The 16,253-nt window shown below is 71.4% G+C and carries 17 protein-coding genes and 1 riboswitch; of the genes, 10 read left to right on the top strand and 7 right to left on the bottom strand.

What is annotated here, in order from left to right; genetic code table 11:
- Nucleotides 1–18: 18 nt before the first annotated feature.
- Complete coding sequence (locus FHT26_RS19140) at nt 19–693, top strand: MotA/TolQ/ExbB proton channel family protein (protein WP_168561689.1); 675 nt, start codon at nt 19–21, stop codon at nt 691–693.
- Nucleotides 694–706: 13 nt separating this feature from the next.
- Nucleotides 707–1,123 (top strand): ExbD/TolR family protein, encoded by a 417-nt coding sequence (locus FHT26_RS19135; protein WP_168561688.1) that lies wholly within the window; start codon nt 707–709, stop codon nt 1,121–1,123.
- A gap of 45 nt (nt 1,124–1,168) precedes the next feature.
- Here the strand turns inward: FHT26_RS19135 and thiE are convergent, their stop codons facing one another.
- From thiE to thiC, 5 genes are read right to left on the bottom strand one after another with little or no spacing between them, the layout of a single operon-like run.
- Complete coding sequence (gene thiE / locus FHT26_RS19130) at nt 1,169–2,584, bottom strand: thiamine phosphate synthase (RefSeq protein WP_168561687.1); 1,416 nt, start codon at nt 2,582–2,584, stop codon at nt 1,169–1,171.
- A gap of 13 nt (nt 2,585–2,597) precedes the next feature.
- Nucleotides 2,598–3,383, bottom strand: a complete 786-nt coding sequence (locus FHT26_RS19125; RefSeq protein WP_168561686.1) for a thiazole synthase — start codon at nt 3,381–3,383, stop codon at nt 2,598–2,600.
- Between the two features lie 2 nt (nt 3,384–3,385).
- The gene (thiS, locus tag FHT26_RS19120) at nt 3,386–3,601 is read right to left on the bottom strand and encodes a sulfur carrier protein ThiS (protein ID WP_246868005.1); all 216 of its coding nucleotides are present in this window, start codon (nt 3,599–3,601) and stop codon (nt 3,386–3,388) included.
- Nucleotides 3,601–4,656, bottom strand: a complete 1,056-nt coding sequence (locus FHT26_RS19115; RefSeq protein ID WP_168561685.1) for an FAD-dependent oxidoreductase — start codon at nt 4,654–4,656, stop codon at nt 3,601–3,603. Before FHT26_RS19115 ends, thiS begins: the two co-directional genes overlap by 1 nt.
- 2 nt (nt 4,657–4,658) lie before the next feature.
- Nucleotides 4,659–6,551 carry a phosphomethylpyrimidine synthase ThiC gene (gene thiC, locus FHT26_RS19110; protein WP_168561684.1) on the bottom strand — a complete coding sequence of 631 codons (1,893 nt, stop codon included), beginning with the start codon at nt 6,549–6,551 and terminating at the stop codon, nt 4,659–4,661.
- A gap of 60 nt (nt 6,552–6,611) precedes the next feature.
- Nucleotides 6,612–6,724: riboswitch (TPP riboswitch) on the bottom strand.
- A gap of 138 nt (nt 6,725–6,862) precedes the next feature.
- Here thiC and FHT26_RS19105 point away from each other — a divergent pair.
- The 8 genes from FHT26_RS19105 (at nt 6,863) to FHT26_RS19070 (ending at nt 14,468) form a co-directional block, all read left to right on the top strand.
- A complete protein-coding gene (locus tag FHT26_RS19105) occupies nt 6,863–7,507 on the top strand; it encodes a hypothetical protein (RefSeq protein WP_168561683.1) in 645 nt (214 codons plus the stop codon).
- Nucleotides 7,504–8,175 carry an ATP-binding cassette domain-containing protein gene (locus FHT26_RS19100; protein WP_168561682.1) on the top strand — a complete coding sequence of 224 codons (672 nt, stop codon included), beginning with the start codon at nt 7,504–7,506 and terminating at the stop codon, nt 8,173–8,175. The genes FHT26_RS19105 and FHT26_RS19100 overlap by 4 nt, the downstream gene beginning before the upstream one ends.
- Nucleotides 8,172–9,380: an ABC transporter permease gene (locus FHT26_RS19095; RefSeq protein WP_168561681.1), complete on the top strand. Its 1,209-nt coding sequence runs from the start codon at nt 8,172–8,174 to the stop codon at nt 9,378–9,380. The genes FHT26_RS19100 and FHT26_RS19095 overlap by 4 nt, the downstream gene beginning before the upstream one ends.
- An 11-nt stretch (nt 9,381–9,391) precedes the next feature.
- Complete coding sequence (locus FHT26_RS19090; protein ID WP_168561680.1) at nt 9,392–10,123, top strand: outer membrane lipoprotein-sorting protein; 732 nt, start codon at nt 9,392–9,394, stop codon at nt 10,121–10,123.
- An 89-nt stretch (nt 10,124–10,212) separates the two neighbouring features.
- The gene (locus tag FHT26_RS19085; RefSeq protein ID WP_168561679.1) at nt 10,213–11,175 is read left to right on the top strand and encodes a hypothetical protein; all 963 of its coding nucleotides are present in this window, start codon (nt 10,213–10,215) and stop codon (nt 11,173–11,175) included.
- A 166-nt stretch (nt 11,176–11,341) separates the two neighbouring features.
- Nucleotides 11,342–12,934 (top strand): chitinase, encoded by a 1,593-nt coding sequence (locus FHT26_RS19080; protein ID WP_168561678.1) that lies wholly within the window; start codon nt 11,342–11,344, stop codon nt 12,932–12,934.
- Between the two features lie 106 nt (nt 12,935–13,040).
- The gene (locus FHT26_RS19075; protein ID WP_168561677.1) at nt 13,041–14,123 is read left to right on the top strand and encodes a phospholipase A; all 1,083 of its coding nucleotides are present in this window, start codon (nt 13,041–13,043) and stop codon (nt 14,121–14,123) included.
- A gap of 15 nt (nt 14,124–14,138) precedes the next feature.
- Nucleotides 14,139–14,468 (top strand): low molecular weight protein tyrosine phosphatase family protein, encoded by a 330-nt coding sequence (locus FHT26_RS19070; protein WP_168561676.1) that lies wholly within the window; start codon nt 14,139–14,141, stop codon nt 14,466–14,468.
- Between the two features lie 25 nt (nt 14,469–14,493).
- Here FHT26_RS19070 and FHT26_RS19065 read toward each other — a convergent pair whose 3' ends face one another.
- Both FHT26_RS19065 and FHT26_RS19060 read right to left on the bottom strand, forming a co-directional pair.
- Nucleotides 14,494–14,751: a hypothetical protein gene (locus FHT26_RS19065; protein WP_168561675.1), complete on the bottom strand. Its 258-nt coding sequence runs from the start codon at nt 14,749–14,751 to the stop codon at nt 14,494–14,496.
- An 8-nt stretch (nt 14,752–14,759) separates the two neighbouring features.
- On the bottom strand, nt 14,760–16,178 hold the full coding sequence (locus tag FHT26_RS19060) for a S8 family serine peptidase (RefSeq protein ID WP_168561674.1): 1,419 nt from the start codon (nt 16,176–16,178) through the stop codon (nt 14,760–14,762).
- Nucleotides 16,179–16,253: the final 75 nt, after the last annotated feature.

Below are 16,253 nucleotides of genomic sequence, written 5' to 3'. Positions count from 1 at the left end.
CACCGCATCCACGCCCGCATGACGAGCGTCGAGCACTTCTGGCAGCAGGGCGACCTGATCACGCGCAGCGTGGCCGCACTGCTGCTGCTGATGTCGGTCAGCGCCTGGGTGCTGATCTTCTGGAAAGGCTGGCTGCTGCGCCGCGCGCGGCTCGACATCGCCCGCGCGGTGCCGGCCTTCTGGGCCGCGCCGACGCTCGACAGCGGCCGCGAACAACTGGCCGCGTTCGACCGCGAAGCCGTGCTGCGCCCGCTGCTCGACGCCGCGATCGCGACGCCGCCGGCCGGCACGCTCGAAGGCCTCGGCCGGCTCGAATCCCAGCTCACGCGGCGCTTGCGCGATGCGCTGCACGCGGTGCTCGCGCAACTGCAGTTCGGCCAGGTGCTGCTGGCGTCGATCGGCAGCACTGCGCCGTTCATCGGCCTGTTCGGCACGGTCTGGGGCATCTACCACGCGCTGCTGAGCATCTCGGCCGGCGGTTCGATCACGATCGAGAAGGTGTCGGGTCCGGTCGGCGAAGCGCTGGTGATGACGGCCGCCGGCTTGGCGGTCGCGATTCCCGCGGTGCTCGCCTACAACGTGTTCGGCAAGCGCGTCGGCGCCTGCGAGGCCGAGCTCGAAGGCTTCGCGCACGACCTGCGCGAAATGGTGATCGACCACCGCCGCGACGCCGCCGTCGCCGCGCAGGCCTGACGGGTTCGCCGCGATGGCCTTCGGTCGCCTCGAACGCACGGCCGGGCCGACGCCGATGAGCGACATCAACATGACGCCGCTGATCGACGTGATGCTGGTGCTGCTGGTCATCTTCATGATCACCGCGCCGCTGATGAGCTCCAGCCTGAAGCTCGACCTGCCGCGTGCCGAGGCCGCGACGCCGAGCGAGACGCCGGATTTCATTGCGGTGTCGATCGACGCGCAGGGGCGGCTTTTCGTCGGCGACCAGCCGGTGGAGGCCGATGCGTTTGCCGCGCAGGTCCTGCAGGCGGCACAGAAGAACCCGGCCACCGAAGTGCAGCTGCGCGCGGACCGCACGGTGCCGTATGGCCGCGTTGCCGAGCTGATCGGCGTCGTGCAGAAGGCAGGGTTGAACCGCATCGGGTTCGTCGCCGAGCCGAAGCCGTAGCCCGCAGGCCGATCCCGGACGCACCGACCCGGATCGGCATTCGGGCTACAGGCGCATGAACGCCGATGCCACGGCCTGCGGGTCCGCCGCCTGCGTCAGCGCGCTGACGACCGCGATCGAATCGACGCCGCAGGCAGCCACCTGCGGCGCCCGCTCCAGGCTGATGCCGCCGATCGCGACCACCGGGTAGCCCGGCTTCAGCCACGACGCCCATTGCGCCAGCCGCTGCAGCCCGACCGGCTCGTAGGCCATCGCCTTCAGCGTCGTCGGGTAGACCGGCCCGATCGCGATGTACGACGGGCGCAGCGCATGCGCGCGGCACATCTCCAGCGGCGTGTGCGAACTGAGCCCCAGGCGCAGCCCGGCCGACCGCAGCGCGTCGAGGTCGGCGGTGTCGACATCCTCCTGCCCGAGGTGCACGCCGTAGGCCCCCAGCGCCAGCGCCTCGCGCCAGTGGTCGTTGATGAAGAGCTGCGCGCCCTGCACCTCGCGCGCCGCCCGCACCGCCGCGCGCAGCTGCGCGTGCAGCTCGGCCGGCGGCAGGCTGCCGGCCTTCAGGCGCAGCTGCAGCGTGCGCACGCCCATCGCGAGCGCGCGCTCGATCCAGTCGGCATCCGGCAGCACCGCGTAGAAGCCGAGCAGGCCGCTGACCGGCGCGAAGGCCGGGAGCGGGGTCGCCACGCCCTCACGCGGCCGCTCGGCCCAGCGGAAGGCCGGCAGGTGCGAGCTGTCGGCCAGTGCAGCCGCATTCATGTTCGGCCGCCCCGGGCCCACAACGCGTGCCTGCGCCAGGCCGGCGGTGACCCGCAGCTTCGCGACGCAGGCGGCATCGAACACCCCCCAGCCCTGCGCGAGCGCGCCGGCCAGCGCGGCCGAGAACACGCAGCCGCTGCCATGGGCCGACCCGGCCAGGCGCGGTGTCGACAGCCACGCGCGCCGGCCGCCATCGACCACCTCGTCGATCGCAAGCTCGCCGTCGGCATGGCCGCCCTTCAGCACCACCGCGGCCGGGCCGTCGAGCGCACCCAGCTGCTGCGCCTCGGGCCGGTTCGGCGTGACCACGTCGACATCGCGCGCCAGCGCGCGCATCGCGACCAGCCACTCGGTGCGGTCGGCATCGTGGCTGGCATGGCCGTTGGTCGCACCGAGCACCGGATCGAGCACCACCGGGCAGCGCCGCGCCGCGACGAACTCGTGCACCTCGCGCAGCACCTCCAGCGACCCCAGCATGCCGATCTTGATGGACGCCGGCTCGCCATCGCGCAGCAGCGCCTGCAGCGCGTCGCGCACCAGCGCGGCGGGCGCCGGCTGCAGCGCGGTCAGCCCGCGGCTGTCCTGCACCGTCAGCGCGGTCACGACGCTGCTGCCGGCCAGCCCCATCGCCTGCCAGGTCGCCAGGTCGGCGGTGATGCCGGCCCCATGAACCGGGTCGTGCCCGGCGATCGTCAACAACGGTCGCATCGCGTCGCCCCTTTCAGCTCTGGTGCCAGAACGGCATGCCCAGCGTCGGCGTCGACGCCTGCGCGGTCTGCCGCTCGCCCATCGGCGTGGCCTCGAACGCCAGCCGACCGGCATCGACCGCCTGCGCGAACGCGCGCGCCATGCGCACCGGGTCGCCGGCCTGCGCGACCGCGGTGTTCAGCAGCACCGCGTCGAAGCCCATCTCCATCACCTGCGCCGCATGCGACGGCCGGCCGAGGCCGGCGTCGACGATCAGCACCGCATCGGGCAAGCGCGAGCGCAGCGTCTGCAACGCCGACGGGTTCTGCGGCCCGCGGCCGGTGCCGATCGGCGCGGCCCAAGGCATCACCGCGGCGCAGCCGGCCTCGTGCAGGCGCTGCGCGAGCACCAGGTCGTCGGTGGTGTACGCGAGCACCTGGAAGCCGTCGCGCACCAGCACGCGCGCGGCCTCCAGCGTGCCGAACGGGTCGGGCTGCAGCGTGTAGTCGTCACCGATCACCTCGAGCTTGATCCACGGCGTGTCGAACAGCTCGCGTGCCATCTGCGCCAGCGTGATCGCCTCCTGCGCGCCATGGCAGCCAGCGGTGTTCGGCAGCACGTGGCAGCCGAGCGCCCGCACGCGCTGCCAGAACGCATTGCCGCCGCCGTGCTCCGGCTGCAGGCGGCGCAGGCCGACCGTCAGCACCTGCGTGCCGCTGGCCTGCACCGCATCGGCCAGCACCTGCGGCGACGGGTAGTGCGCAGTGCCGAGCAGCAGGCGGCTGGCGAGCGGCGTGCCGGCGAGGGTCCAGGGGGTCATCGTCAGCCTCCCGTCACCGGTGCGATCACGTCGATGCGGTCGCCGGCCTGCAGCGCCTGCAGCGGCCAACGCGCACGCGGCACGAACTGCCGGTTGATCGCGCAGGCCATCGCGGCCTGCGCGTCGTAGCCTTGCTGCCGCAGCAGCTCGGCCAGCGTCGCCGCCGGCGTCTGCAGCAGGCGGCCATTCATCGACACCTCGGTCATCGTCGGGGTCATCACGTCGTCGTCTCCTGGAGAAGTTGGTCGACCAGCGCCGGCGCGCACAGGTAGCCGTGGCGGTACAGCCCGTTGAGTTGCCAGACGCCGCCGTGCCGGCGCAGCTGCGGCCGGTGGTCGTCGAGCGCCGGCCGCAGTGCCGCGTCGATGCGCAGCACGCGCGCTTCGGCAAAGGCCGGGTGCAGGCTGTACAGCGCGCTGCCCAGCTCCAGCACCGAACGCAGGCTGGGCGGGCCGGCATCTTCCGATTCGAGCTCGGTGGCACCGACGATGAAGCGCTGCTTCGGCCGCGGCGCCACGTACAGCTGGTAGCGCGGGTGCATCAGCCGCACCGGCCGCTGCAGCGCGATGCCGTCGCATTCGACGCTGAGGATCTCGCCGCGCACGCCGCGCAGCCCCGGCCAGTCGGCGCGCGCACCGAGGCCGCGGGTGTCGATCACCAGCGGCGCGCGGAACTCGCCCTGCGCGGTGCGCAGCCCGCCGGCATGCAGCTGCTGCACCGGCTCGTCCTGGTGCCAGTGCACCCGGAAGCGGTCGAGCGCGCGCGCCAAGGCAGCGAGCAGCTCGTCGTTGGCGATCTGCCCCTCGCCGGCCAGCAGCAGGCCGCGGGCGAAGCGGCTGTCGAGCGCCGGCTCGTGCGCGGCGATGCCGGCCGCGTCGAGCCGCTGGATCGCATGCTGCTCCGCGGGCGCCAGCTTGTGCCGCAGCACGCGCTCGAAATGGTCGAGGCTGCCGCCGTCTGCTGCATGCGCCACGACCAGCGTGCCGGCGCGCCGGAAGTACACCGGCCGGCCGCTGTCGGCCTGCAGCGCGAGCAGCCAGTCGGGCCACAGCGCCATCGCCTGCTGCGCGAGCGCATGCACCTGCGCATCGGCCACCGCCAGCTCGGCCAGCGGCGACAGCATCGCCGCCGCCACCGCGCTGGCCGAACGCGTGTCGTCGCGCCGTGCCGCATCGAACAGCCGCACCCGGCGGCCGGCGCGCGCATAGCGCCAGGCGCACAGCCGGCCGGCGAGGCCCGCGCCGGCGATCAGCACCTCGTCGTCGGTGGCCATGCTCAGAGGTAGAGCTCGCCGCCGTGCGCGCGGAACTCTTCGGCCTTGCCGTCCATCGCCTGGCGGATCTCGATCACGGGCTTCGCGGCAGCGTCGCGCTGCGCGAAGGCCCGCACCTCCTGGCTGATCTTCATCGAGCAAAACTTCGGGCCGCACATCGAGCAGAAGTGCGCGACCTTCGCGTTCTCCTTCGGCAGCGTCTCGTCGTGGTAGGCCATCGCGGTGTCGGGATCGATCGCGAGGCGGAACTGGTCTTCCCAGCGGAACTCGAAGCGCGCCTTCGAGACCGCGTTGTCCCACATCTGCGCGCCGGGAAAGCCCTTCGCCAGGTCGGCCGCATGCGCGGCGATCTTGTAGGCGATCAGGCCCTGCTTCACGTCGTCGCGGTTCGGCAGCCCGAGGTGCTCCTTCGGCGTCACGTAGCAGAGCATCGCGGTGCCATACCAGCCGATGTTGGCCGCGCCCATCGCCGACGCGATGTGGTCGTAGCCGGGCGAGATGTCGGTGATCAGCGGCCCGAGCGTGTAGAACGGCGCCTCGGCACAGGCGGCGAGCTGCTTGTCGACGTTCTCCTGCACCAGCTGCAGCGGCACGTGGCCGGGGCCTTCGATCATCACCTGCACGTCGTGCCGCCAGGCCACCTGCGTCAGCTCGCCCAGCGTGGCCAGTTCGGCGAACTGGGCGTCGTCGTTCGCATCGGCGATCGAGCCGGGGCGCAGGCCGTCGCCGAGCGAGAAGCAGACGTCGTACGCCTTCATGATCTCGCAGATCTCGTCGAAGTGCTCGTACAGGAAGCTCTCGCGGTGGTGCGACAGGCACCACTTGGCCATGATCGAGCCGCCGCGCGAGACGATGCCGGTCAGGCGGTTCGCGGTGAGCGGCACGTGCGCGAGCCGCACGCCGGCATGGATGGTGAAGTAGTCGACGCCCTGCTCGGCCTGCTCGACGAGCGTGTCGCGGAACAACGCCCAGGTGAGGTCCTCGGCGCGGCCGTTCACCTTCTCGAGCGCCTGGTAGATCGGCACGGTGCCGATGGGCACCGGCGAGTTGCGCAGGATCCACTCGCGGGTCTCGTGGATGTTCTCGCCGGTCGACAGGTCCATCACCGTGTCGGCGCCCCAGCGGATCGCCCACACCAGCTTGTCGACCTCTTCCTCGATGCCCGAGGTCACCGCCGAGTTGCCGATGTTGGCATTGACCTTCACCAGGAAGTTGCGGCCGATCACCATCGGCTCGCTCTCGGGGTGGTTGATGTTGCACGGGATCACCGCGCGGCCGCGGGCCACCTCGCCGCGCACGAACTCCGGCGTGATGTCCTGCGCGAGCGCGGCGCCGAACGGATGGCCGCGCTGCGGCAGGCGCTCGGTCGCGAGGCGTTCGCGCAGCTGCGCCTTCACCAGGTTCTCGCGCAGCGCGATGAACTCCATCTCCGGCGTGACGAGGCCGCGGCGCGCGTAGTGCATCTGCGAGACGTTGGCGCCTTGCTTCGCGCGGCGCGGCAGCGGCGGATTCGCCATGCGCAGCGCGGCCAGCGCCGGGTCGTCGAGCCGGCCGCGGCCGTAGGCGCTGCTGATCTGCGGCAGCGCGTCGGTGTCGGCGCGGTCGGCAATCCACGCGCGGCGCAGCGGCGGCAGGCCGCGGGTGATGTCGATCGCGGCCTGCGGATCGGTGTACGGGCCCGACGGGTCGTAGACGCGCAGCGGCGGGTTCGGTTCGCGCAGCGGCTCGCCCTGCGGCTGCTGCACCAGCGTGTCGGACAGCGCGATCTCGCGGAACGGCACCCGCAGGTCGGGGCGGCTGCCGTCGAGGTAGACCTTGCGGGAGCCGGCGAACGGCGTGCGCGTGATGCGGCGGGAGAGCTCGTCGGTGTCGACGGAGGAAGCTTGCTTGGCCATGCGGTCTCCAGAGGTGGTGTGCCTGCCTGGGAGACCGTGCCCTGCCTGAGCAGATGGGACCGGTGGCCGAGTGCTGTTTCCTACGCGGGGATGACCCCGATCAGGTTCAACGGGTTGGGCGGTGAAGCCCTCTCAGCCTTGGATTCGCATCCTCGGCACCCCGACAAGCGGGTGGATTCTAGGCCACGGAACGTCGCTCGCGCCACTGTTGCGGCGTCTGGCGCCGGCCGGTTCCGCTTCGTCGCAGCGAGGCTGCGTGTGTGGCCCAGGGCTCGGACGATGGGCGGCATCGACACCCTCCGGAGACTTCGATGAGCCCTTCCTTCATGCCACGCGCACTCGCCCTGGCCACGCTCACGCTGGCGATCGGCACCAGCCAGGCCGCGCCCGACACGCAATTCCAGCCGGCGTTCCAGCGCTTCAACCAGGGCATGGCCGGCGACAAGGCGGCCGTCGACGACGCGGCCGAGGCCTTCGACAAGCTGCAGCAGGCCGAGCCGACGAGCCCGGTGCTGATGGCCTACAGCGGCGCGGCCATCGCGATGAAGGCCCGCACGACGATGCTGCCGTGGAAGAAGATGAGCTTCGCCGAAGACGGCCTGGCGATGCTCGACAAGGCGCTGGCACTGCTGACGCCGGCGCACGATGCGATCGGCCAGCACGGCACGCCGGCCAGCCTGGAGACGCGCTTCGTCGCGGCCAGCACCTTCCTCGCGGTGCCCGACTTCATGCACCGCGGCGCGCGCGGCAACGCGCTGCTGGCCGAGGTGCTCGCCAGCCCGCTGCTGGCGCAGGCGCCGCTGCCGTTCCAGGCCACGGTGTGGATGCGCGCCGGCGCGCAGGCCGCGAAGGAGAACCGCGTGGCCGATGCGCGCCGCTTCTACGAGCAGGTGGTGCAGCGCGGCGCGCCGCAGGCCGAGCAGGCACGGGCGGCGCTGCAGGGCTTGCCGTCGTGAATGCGGTCGTCGAGCTGCGCGGCGTGCGCAAGACGTATCGCCTCGGGTCGCACGTGATCCCGGCGCTGCAGGGCGTCGACCTCGCGGTGGTCCGCGGCGAGCTGCTCGCGCTGACCGGCCCGTCGGGCAGCGGCAAGAGCACGGTCCTGAACCTGTGCGGCCTGATCGACACCCCCGACAGCGGCGAGATCCGGATCGACGGCCGCGACGTCGCCGGGCTCGACGAGGTGCAGCGCACGCTGCTGCGCCGCGACGCGCTCGGCTTCGTGTTCCAGGGCTTCAACCTGGTGCCGGTGATGACGGTGGCCGAGAACGTCGACTACCCGCTGTTCCTCGCCGGCGTGCCGGCGGCCGAGCGACGCGAGCGGGTCGCCGCGCAATTGCACGCGGTCGGCCTGCAGGACCATGCCGCGCACCGCCCCGATGCCCTGTCGGGCGGGCAGCGGCAGCGGGTCGCGATCGCGCGGGCGCTGGTCAAGCGGCCTCGGCTGGTGATCGCCGACGAGCCGACCGCGAGCCTCGACTCGGTCACCGCCGACCAGGTGCTGGCGCTGATGCGCGAACGCGGCCATGCCGAAGGCGCCGCTTTCGTGATCGCGACGCACGATGCGCGTCTCACGACCCGCTGCGACCGCACGCTGGCGCTGCGCGACGGGAGGATCGAATGAAGTGGCTCCGCTTCGCGTGGCTGAACACGCTGCGCAACCGCCGCCGCTCGCTGGTCACCATCGGCATCGCGGCGCTCGGCACCGCGGCCATCCTGCTGGCCGGCGGCTTCGCGCTGTCGACCTACCACGCGCTGGCGCAGGCCGCGGCGCGCAGCAGCGGGCACCTGGTCGTCGGCCGGCCGGCGCAGTTCACGACCGACGAAGACACGCCGCTGCAGCACGGCCTCGACGACGCGGCCACGCTGCGCGCACAGTTGCTGGCCGACCGCGCGGTGCGCCAGGTGCTGCCGCGCGTGGAGTTCAGCGGCCTGGTCAGCAACGGCGACAAGTCGACCGTGATGGTGGCCAGCGGCGTCGATCCCGATGGCGAGTTCGCGGTGAAGGGCCCGTTCCTCGCGATGACCGCCGGCGAGGTGCTCGCCGGCGCCGACCGCGCCGAGGTGATGCTCGGCGACGGCCTCGCGCGCAGCCTGAAGGCCGTGCCCGGCAGCAGCCTGACGCTGCTGGCCAGCACCACCGACGGCGCGCTGAACGCGCTCGACGTGCGCGTGAAGGGCGTGTTCTCGACCGGCGTGCCGGAGATCGACAAGCGCCTCGTCTACACCGACCTCGCGACTGCGCAGAAGCTGCTGAACACGACGCGGGTGTCGACGCTCGGCGTGTTCCTCGACCGGATGGAATCGACCGCGCCGGCGCGAGCCCGCGTGGCCGCGCTGTTTCCGTCGCTCACCGTGCAGACCTGGCTCGACCAGGCCTTCTTCTACCGCTCGGTGCGAGAGCTCTACAACCGCATCTTCGGTGCGCTCGGGCTGATCATCGGCGTGATCGTGGTGTTCGTCGTCGCCAACGCGATGGCGATGGCCATCATCGAGCGCACGCGCGAGATCGGCACGCTGCGCGCGCTCGGCACCTTGCCGTCGCAGCTGCTGCGCACGCTGGCACTGGAGGGCATGCTGCTCGGCGGCGCCGGCGCGCTGCTCGGCGCGGCGCTGGCCGGCGCGGTCTCGCTGCTGCTGTACCTGGTGCCGGTGCAGATGCCGCCGCCGCCCGGCCGATCGAGCGGCTACCCGCTGACCATCGAGCTCGACCCGCCGATGGTCGCCGCCACCGTGCTCGCGATGCTGCTGCTCGCGATGGCCGCGGCCGCGGTGGTCGCCCGCAAGACCGTCCACACGCCGGTGGTGGATGCGCTGGCCCACACCTGAAGGAGTCCTCGATGAAACGCTTGCTGATGGCCGCGCTCGGCCTGCTCGCCGCCTCGGTGCACGCGCAGGACGTCGCCCCGCTGCTGAAGGCCGCCGACCGCTTCCGCATGAGCAGCGACGACCTGCAGGTCGACACGCTGATCGCCGTCTTCAACACCGACGGTTCGCCCGACAAGGAGCGCCGCTACACGGTGTTCGCGCAAACCGGCCACCGCTCGCTGGTGCTGATGCAAAGCCCGGCCGAGAAGGGCCAGAAGGTGTTGATGTTGGGCGACGACTTCTGGCTGCTGATGCCCGGCAGCCAGCGGCCGCTGCGCATCACGCCGATGCAGAAGCTGCTGGGCGATGCGTCGACCGGCGACATCGCGACGCTGAGCTGGGCCGACGACTACGGCGGCCGCGTCGTCGGCGAAGAGCGCTGCGGCGACGCCGCCTGCGTTCACCTGAGCCTCGCGGCCGGCCGCAGGGGCGTCACCTACCAGCGCATCGAACTGTGGCTGGGCACCCGGCTGCACGAGCCGATCAAGGCCGAGCTGTACGTGCAGTCGGACAAGCTCGCGAAGCAGGCGTCCTTCGTGCTCGACAAACCTGCCGCCCCGACACAGGTGACCGAGATGGTGCTGCGCGACCAGCTGAGCAACCACAAGGAGACGCGGGTTCGCTACCTGTCGCGCGCGCCGCGCAGCGTTCCCGAGGCCTGGCTGAACCCGATGTTCCTGGCACGCAACCCGACGCTGGATTGATGGATCGCCCACCCCCGAAGCGCCTGCGGCGCCTCCCCCTCAAGAGGGCGCCGCCAGCGGCCCGGCAAAGCCGGTTCCGCGGCGGCCGCTTGATCGTTGCGCTGTGGGTCCTCGCAGGCGCGGCGCTCGCCGACGACCGTTTCAGCGGGCAGGTGCGCGCGCACCAGGAGCAGGTGCAGGGCGCCGCACCGCCGAGCACCGACACGCTCGACACCGAACTGCGCGGGCACTGGCAGGCGTTCAGCGGGAATGTCGTGCTGACGCAGCAGCGGTTCAACGGCGGTGAATGGCACGGCGACGCCACGGTCAACGAGCTGTATGCCTCGGGCGAGGCGCTGGGGTGGCAGTGGAGTGGCGGCCGCAAGATCGTCGCGTGGGACGTCGGCCATGGCTTCCGGCCGAACGACGTGGTGCAGCAGGAGCAGCGCCGCACGCTGCTCCCGACCACGCCGCAGGGCCGCGGCGTCGTGCAGGCCGAGCATTTCGACGCCGACACCGCGTGGACGCTGGTGTGGGTCAACCCGCGCAGCGACGCAGCGTCGGGTGGCGACGAAGAAGCAGTCGCCGCTCGCGTGTACCGGCGCATCGGCGCGGCCGACTGGCATGGCTTCGCGCGTGTCGGCGAGCATTCGCGAGGCAGCATCGGCGCGGCCACCTCGTGGGTCGCGACCGACAGCGTCGAACTGCATGCGTCGGCCCGGCGGACTTCGCAGTCGCACCTCACGCAGGCGCTGGTCGGCGCCACCTGGACCGGCGAGAGCAAGCTCAGCCTGACCGCCGAGGCCTGGTCCGACGGCAGCGCGGCCCCGCCGCAGCCCCGCAGAAATGTGTATCTGCGTGCAGCTTGGGAGCACGAAGGCTGGCAACCTGTGGTCGACTTGCTGTTGGTGCCGGCCGACCACGGGCGCATCGTCACCGCGGCCCTCGGCCGGCAGGGCGACCGGTGGCGCTTCGATGGCGGCCTGCGTTGGTACGGTGGGCCGGACGGTGCGGCCATCACGCGGCTGCCGACCCGCCGGATCGCCTACGCCGCCGCGACCTGGCCGTTCTGAGCAGTCGCGACTCGAACCCCTCCGCCGCGGGTCCGCCACCCTTCACACAGCCCGTTACTGGTATTACGATGGTATTGCCTGGTAATGCATTGGTTCCATGCGCCAATCCAGGCAACGCCGTCCCGCCGTGCAGGTGGGTTCATCGACTGCCGAGGGAGATCCCACCATGTTCAACGCCCCGCACAAGCTGCGCCTGCTCGCCGCGCTGGCGACGTCCGTCGCCGCCGTGTCCGCCTACGCTGCCTACCCCGCCTGGAAGGCCGACACCTTCTACGCCGCCGGCACCGTCGTGTCGTACAACGGGCACGACTACCGGGCGCTGGTCAGCCAGACCGACTACGCGAGCACCGGCTGGAACCCGACCACCGCCAGCCTGTGGGCCGACCTCGGCGTGAGCAGCGGTGCCCCGGCGCCCGCGCCGGCCCCCTCTCCGGCCCCTTCGCCTTCGCCGGCACCCGCGCCCGCACCGGCCCCCGCGCCGTCGCCGAGCCCGGCCCCGGCACCGGCCGGCTGCAGCCCGCTGTGGCTCGCGGCCACGCAGTACAACGGCGGCGCGCTGGTCAGCGTGAACGGCACCAACTACAAGGCCAACTGGTGGACGCAGGGCCAGAACCCGTCGACCAACAACGGCCCGGTCGGCAGCGGCCAGCCGTGGACCGCGACGACCAACTGCAACGGCGCGCCCGCTCCGGCCCCGGCGCCTGCCCCCGCACCGGCTCCCGCGCCGGCTCCGGCCCCAGCGCCGGCACCGGCGCCCGCCCCCGCCCCCGCGCCGGCCCCTGCCCCGGCACCCGCGCCGTCGGCCGACATCGCGAAGCATGCGCTGGTCGGCTACTGGCACAACTTCACCAACCCGGCCGGCAACACCTACCCGCTGAGCCAGATCCCGGACGCGTGGGACGTGATCGTCGTCGCGTTCGCCGACAACGCCGGTGGCGGCAACGTCAGCTTCACGGTCGACTCCAACGCCGGCAGCGACGCGCAGTTCATCGCCGACGTGAAGGCGCTGAAGGCCAAGGGCAAGAAGGTGGTGCTGTCGCTGGGCGGGCAGAACGGCTCGGTCAGCGTCGGCTCGCAGGCCGAGGCCACGAACTTCACGAACAGCCTGTACGCGATCATCCAGAAGTACGGCTTCGACGGCATCGACCTCGACCTGGAGAACGGCGTGGCGCAAGGCGCGCCGATCCAGCAGTACCTGGTCAGCTCGGTGAAGGCGCTGAAGGCCAAGGTCGGCTCGAAGTTCTACCTGTCGATGGCACCGGAGTGGCCGTACGTGCAAGGCGGCTTCATCTCGTACGGCAGCATCTGGGGCGCCTACCTGCCGATCATCGACGGGCTGCGCAACGACCTGTCGATCATCCACGTGCAGTACTACAACAACGGCGGGCTCTACACGCCGTACCAGGGCAACCCGTATCCGGAAGGCTCGGTCGACATGCTGGTGGCCGGCAGCAAGATGCTGATCGAAGGCTTCGGCCTGTCGAACGGCTCGGCTGGCAACTTCGCCGGCTTGCGCCCGGACCAGGTCGCGTTCGGCGTGCCGTCGGGCCCGCGCTCGGCCAACTCCGGCTTCGTCACGTCGGCCACCGTCAACAACGCGGTGGACTGCATGGTGAAGCTGACCGGTTGCGGCAGCGTGCGCCCGAACCAGGCGTATCCGACCTTCCGGGGCGTGATGACCTGGTCGATCAACTGGGACCGCTTCGACGGCTACAACTTCTCGGCGCCGGTCGGCGCGCACCTGAAGACGCTTCCCTGAGGTGAGGCCCCGGGTCGATTGATGCAGTAGTGATACCCGAGCGGCGGGACGCCCATCCGGCGCCCGCCGCTCGGAGATTCACCATCGACCCTTACCATGCGGCCGCATGCCATTGCCCATCCCGAAGCTTCGTCATGCCGCGGCCCTCGCCAGCCTGATCCTTCCGATGTCGACTGCGTTCGCGCAGTCCGACGCCCTGGCCGCCTGCGCCGGGATCGGTGCCCCGGCCGATCGCCTCGCCTGCTACGACAAGCTGGCCGGCCGGGCCGTCGATATCCCGGCGCCCACCGGCCGCGAAGGCGCCAGCGATTCGCAGCTCGCACCGAAGGCGCAGCTGCTGCCGCCGGCGCAGCAGCCGGTCGGCAGCGGCAGCCTGGTCTCGCGCTACTGGGAGCTCGATCCCGAGGACAAGCGCGGCACCTTCAACTTCGTCGGCTACAAGCCCAACTACGTGTTGCCGCTGCACCAGACCAGCCGCATCAACCGCGAACCACGCTCGCCGACGCAGGCGGCCGTGCCGCTGCCGGACTACAAGCGCACCGAGGCGAAGTTCCAGCTGTCCTTGCGCACCAAGGTGCTGCAGGATGTCGGCTTCGAAGGCGGCGACCTGTGGCTCGGCTTCACACAGCAGGCGTTGTGGCAGATCTGGAACGGCAAGGATTCGAAGCCGTTCCGCAACAGCGACTATGAACCGGAGGCGATCTATGTGGTGCCGGTCCCCGGGGCCTGGCGCGGGCTGCCGTTCGGCTGGCAATGGCGCTACGTGCAGCTGGGGATCGCGCACCAGTCGAACGGCCAGTCCGACCCGCTGTCGCGCAGCTGGAACCGCGCATCGCTTGGGGCCGGCTTCGAGCGGGAGAACTGGTCGTTGAGCACGCGCCTGATCCAGCGCTTCAACGAGAAACTGGAGACCGACAACAACCCCGACCTGGTCGACTACCGCGGCCGCAGCGAGACGCAGCTCAACTGGGCGAGCGGCAAGTCGACCGCCTCGCTGCTGTACCGCAACACGCTGCAGGGCGTGAAGTACGGCGCGCTGCAGCTCGAGTGGACCTACCCGGTGATCCCCGACCAGCCCAACGGTTTGCGCTGGTACCTGCAGGCCTTCCGCGGCTATGGCGAGACGCTGACGGACTACAACTTCCGGCAGACGAGCTTCGGGCTGGGGGTGACGTTCCTGCAGTTCTGAGCGAGGGTCCCGGCGATGCGACGCGTGCTCTTCCTCTGCAGCCAGAACCGCCTGCGCAGCCCGACGGCCGAGCAGGTGTTCTCATCGTGGCCCGAGGTCGAATGCACCTCGGCCGGGCTCGACAGCTCGGCGCTGACCCCGCTGGACAGCGACACGGTGCAGTGGGCGCAGGTGATCTTCGTGATGGAGCGCTCGCACCGCAACAAGCTGGCACGCAAGTTCAAGCCCTGGCTGAACGGCAAGCGCGTGATCGTGCTGGGGATTCCCGATGACTACGGCTTCATGGAGCCGGCGCTCGTCGAATTGCTGACGGACAAGGTGGGACCGTACCTTCGGGTGCGGTGACGAGAAGAAGCCGGAAGCGAAGAGGTCAGCCCTTGGCGGCGGCCCGTTTGGCGCGCTGCAACGGCGTGTGCTCGGGCACGCGGGCCGTCTTGCGGTCTTGCGCGTAGTGCCAGCCCGGGAGGGCCTTGGCCACCTGCGCCGCCTTCGTCGGGGGCGCCTCGACGAGCATCGAGCCGGCGGCTCCGCCGACGACGACGCCACCCAAGGCACGCACCGACTTCTTCGCCGCCGTGAGCGCCTTGGCATCCACGTCGCTGGAGTTGAAGAAGACGAAGCGCGCCATGGCCGTGATTATCGCGCCAAGCCCTTGCCTTGCATATGGGCGGGGAATCCGAGGTCCTGGGCGTGTGCCGTGGCCAACTTCACGATGGCGGCCGAACGGCGGGCATCGCGAGGCATGCCGAGCACGGCACTGCCGGCCAGGCGGCGCGCCAGCACGCCGGTGGCGACCGGAGTGGCCATCGAGGTGCCCGACATCACGCCCCAGCGGTTGCCGAACAGCGTCGACACGATCGCCACGCCCGGCGCGGTGAGCCCCTGCTGGCGGCCGCGGTTCGAGAACTGCGCGAAGAACGGCACATGCTGGCCGATCGGCTTGCCGCGCGGCTCGCCCAACGTCCATTCCAGGTAGGCGCCGGCGGGCCACGAGTTCTCCAGCCCGATGGCGGACACCGCGATCACCTTGGGATGGCGCGCCGGGTAGTCCAGTTCGTCGGCGCCGTCGTTGCCGGCTGCCGCCAGGCAGACACAGCCGCGCGCCCAGGCGAACTCGACCGCATCGCGCACCGCTTCATCGGCCAGGCTGTCGCCCAGGCTCAGGTTGACCAGGTCGCAGCCGTCGACGGCCGCCTGCTTGATGGCCGCCTGGATCGCGAAGGTCGACGCGAAGGGATCGCCGGCCTCGAACACCCGATAGGCGTACAGCGCCGCGGCGCCCGCTTCCCCGCGTTGCCAGCCGGCGGCGGTGGCTGCGATCACGCCGGCCACGTGGCTGCCGTGGCCATCGGCATCGCGCAGCAGCCGCGTCGCTTCCCTGGCCGTGGTGTTGCGTCCGCCGGCGAGCCTGAGGTGGTCGTGCGGCCCGATGCCGGTGTCGACCACGCCGATCGAGACCCCCTTGCCGGCGCCAGCGGCGGGCTTGCCGTACACCAGCCCTCGCGCATCCGGCGTCTTCAGCGACAGGGCCGGCACGGCAATCTCCAGGCTGCCGCGCGTCACGTCCACATTCGACAGCCGCGCCGGCCAGCCGCCGTGCAGCGGGGCCACCTCGACGGCATCCAGGCGCTTCGTGCCGCGCCCCAGGCGGAAGGCGACCCGACCGCGGCTGTCGGTCATCGCTTCCAGGCCCGTGCCTTTGGCTTCATCGATCAGGACGGTCACCAACGCATGGGCGACCCGCTGCCGGGTCGTGCCGTCCAGGACGACCGTGACCGTCCAGGCCTGGTCCCGGCCGGCCGCGATGCGCGGCGCCTTCAGGTGTTCACTGAGCTTGTGCCACGGGCGCGCCGGGCGCTCCAGGCGGTACCACTGCTCCTGCGCGAGCCTGGTGCCCTCCGGCGCATTCGCTCGCACCTCGTCGATGCTGCGGTGCCCGATGTCCAGCAGCACCGCGCCGTCGGCGGGCGAACTGGTGACGAGCTTGAGCGGTGCCGGGATGGTCCGCCGGGCAGCCGGAGGCTGGTCGGTCGCGGCGGCCTTCAATCGGCGCATCGTGCTGGCGGGGGCCGGAGCGCCTTTGCCATGGCGATGCGGTGGAATGACGATGAGGCGACGCGGTCGCCGGGT

The sequence above is a fragment of the Rhizobacter sp. SG703 genome (genome assembly GCF_012275445.1).
Classification (GTDB): domain Bacteria; phylum Pseudomonadota; class Gammaproteobacteria; order Burkholderiales; family Burkholderiaceae_C; genus Rhizobacter.
Note: the sequence above shows the minus strand (reverse complement) of the source record. Positions and strands in the feature narration are given on the sequence as shown.

What these genes read in the sequence shown, in the direction of transcription:
- FHT26_RS19140 (WP_168561689.1), top strand. Translation starts at nt 19, where the DNA reads ATGACGAGCGTCGAGCACTTCTGGCAGCAGGGCGACCTGATCACGCGC.
- FHT26_RS19135 (WP_168561688.1), top strand. Translation starts at nt 707, where the DNA reads ATGGCCTTCGGTCGCCTCGAACGCACGGCCGGGCCGACGCCGATGAGC.
- thiE (WP_168561687.1), bottom strand. Translation starts at nt 2,584, where the DNA reads ATGCGACCGTTGTTGACGATCGCCGGGCACGACCCGGTTCATGGGGCC.
- FHT26_RS19125 (WP_168561686.1), bottom strand. Translation starts at nt 3,383, where the DNA reads ATGACCCCCTGGACCCTCGCCGGCACGCCGCTCGCCAGCCGCCTGCTG.
- thiS (WP_246868005.1), bottom strand. Translation starts at nt 3,601, where the DNA reads ATGACCCCGACGATGACCGAGGTGTCGATGAATGGCCGCCTGCTGCAG.
- FHT26_RS19115 (WP_168561685.1), bottom strand. Translation starts at nt 4,656, where the DNA reads ATGGCCACCGACGACGAGGTGCTGATCGCCGGCGCGGGCCTCGCCGGC.
- thiC (WP_168561684.1), bottom strand. Translation starts at nt 6,551, where the DNA reads ATGGCCAAGCAAGCTTCCTCCGTCGACACCGACGAGCTCTCCCGCCGC.
- FHT26_RS19105 (WP_168561683.1), top strand. Translation starts at nt 6,863, where the DNA reads ATGAGCCCTTCCTTCATGCCACGCGCACTCGCCCTGGCCACGCTCACG.
- FHT26_RS19095 (WP_168561681.1), top strand. Translation starts at nt 8,172, where the DNA reads ATGAAGTGGCTCCGCTTCGCGTGGCTGAACACGCTGCGCAACCGCCGC.
- FHT26_RS19090 (WP_168561680.1), top strand. Translation starts at nt 9,392, where the DNA reads ATGAAACGCTTGCTGATGGCCGCGCTCGGCCTGCTCGCCGCCTCGGTG.
- FHT26_RS19080 (WP_168561678.1), top strand. Translation starts at nt 11,342, where the DNA reads ATGTTCAACGCCCCGCACAAGCTGCGCCTGCTCGCCGCGCTGGCGACG.
- FHT26_RS19075 (WP_168561677.1), top strand. Translation starts at nt 13,041, where the DNA reads ATGCCATTGCCCATCCCGAAGCTTCGTCATGCCGCGGCCCTCGCCAGC.
- FHT26_RS19070 (WP_168561676.1), top strand. Translation starts at nt 14,139, where the DNA reads ATGCGACGCGTGCTCTTCCTCTGCAGCCAGAACCGCCTGCGCAGCCCG.
- FHT26_RS19065 (WP_168561675.1), bottom strand. Translation starts at nt 14,751, where the DNA reads ATGGCGCGCTTCGTCTTCTTCAACTCCAGCGACGTGGATGCCAAGGCG.
- FHT26_RS19060 (WP_168561674.1), bottom strand. Translation starts at nt 16,178, where the DNA reads ATGCGCCGATTGAAGGCCGCCGCGACCGACCAGCCTCCGGCTGCCCGG.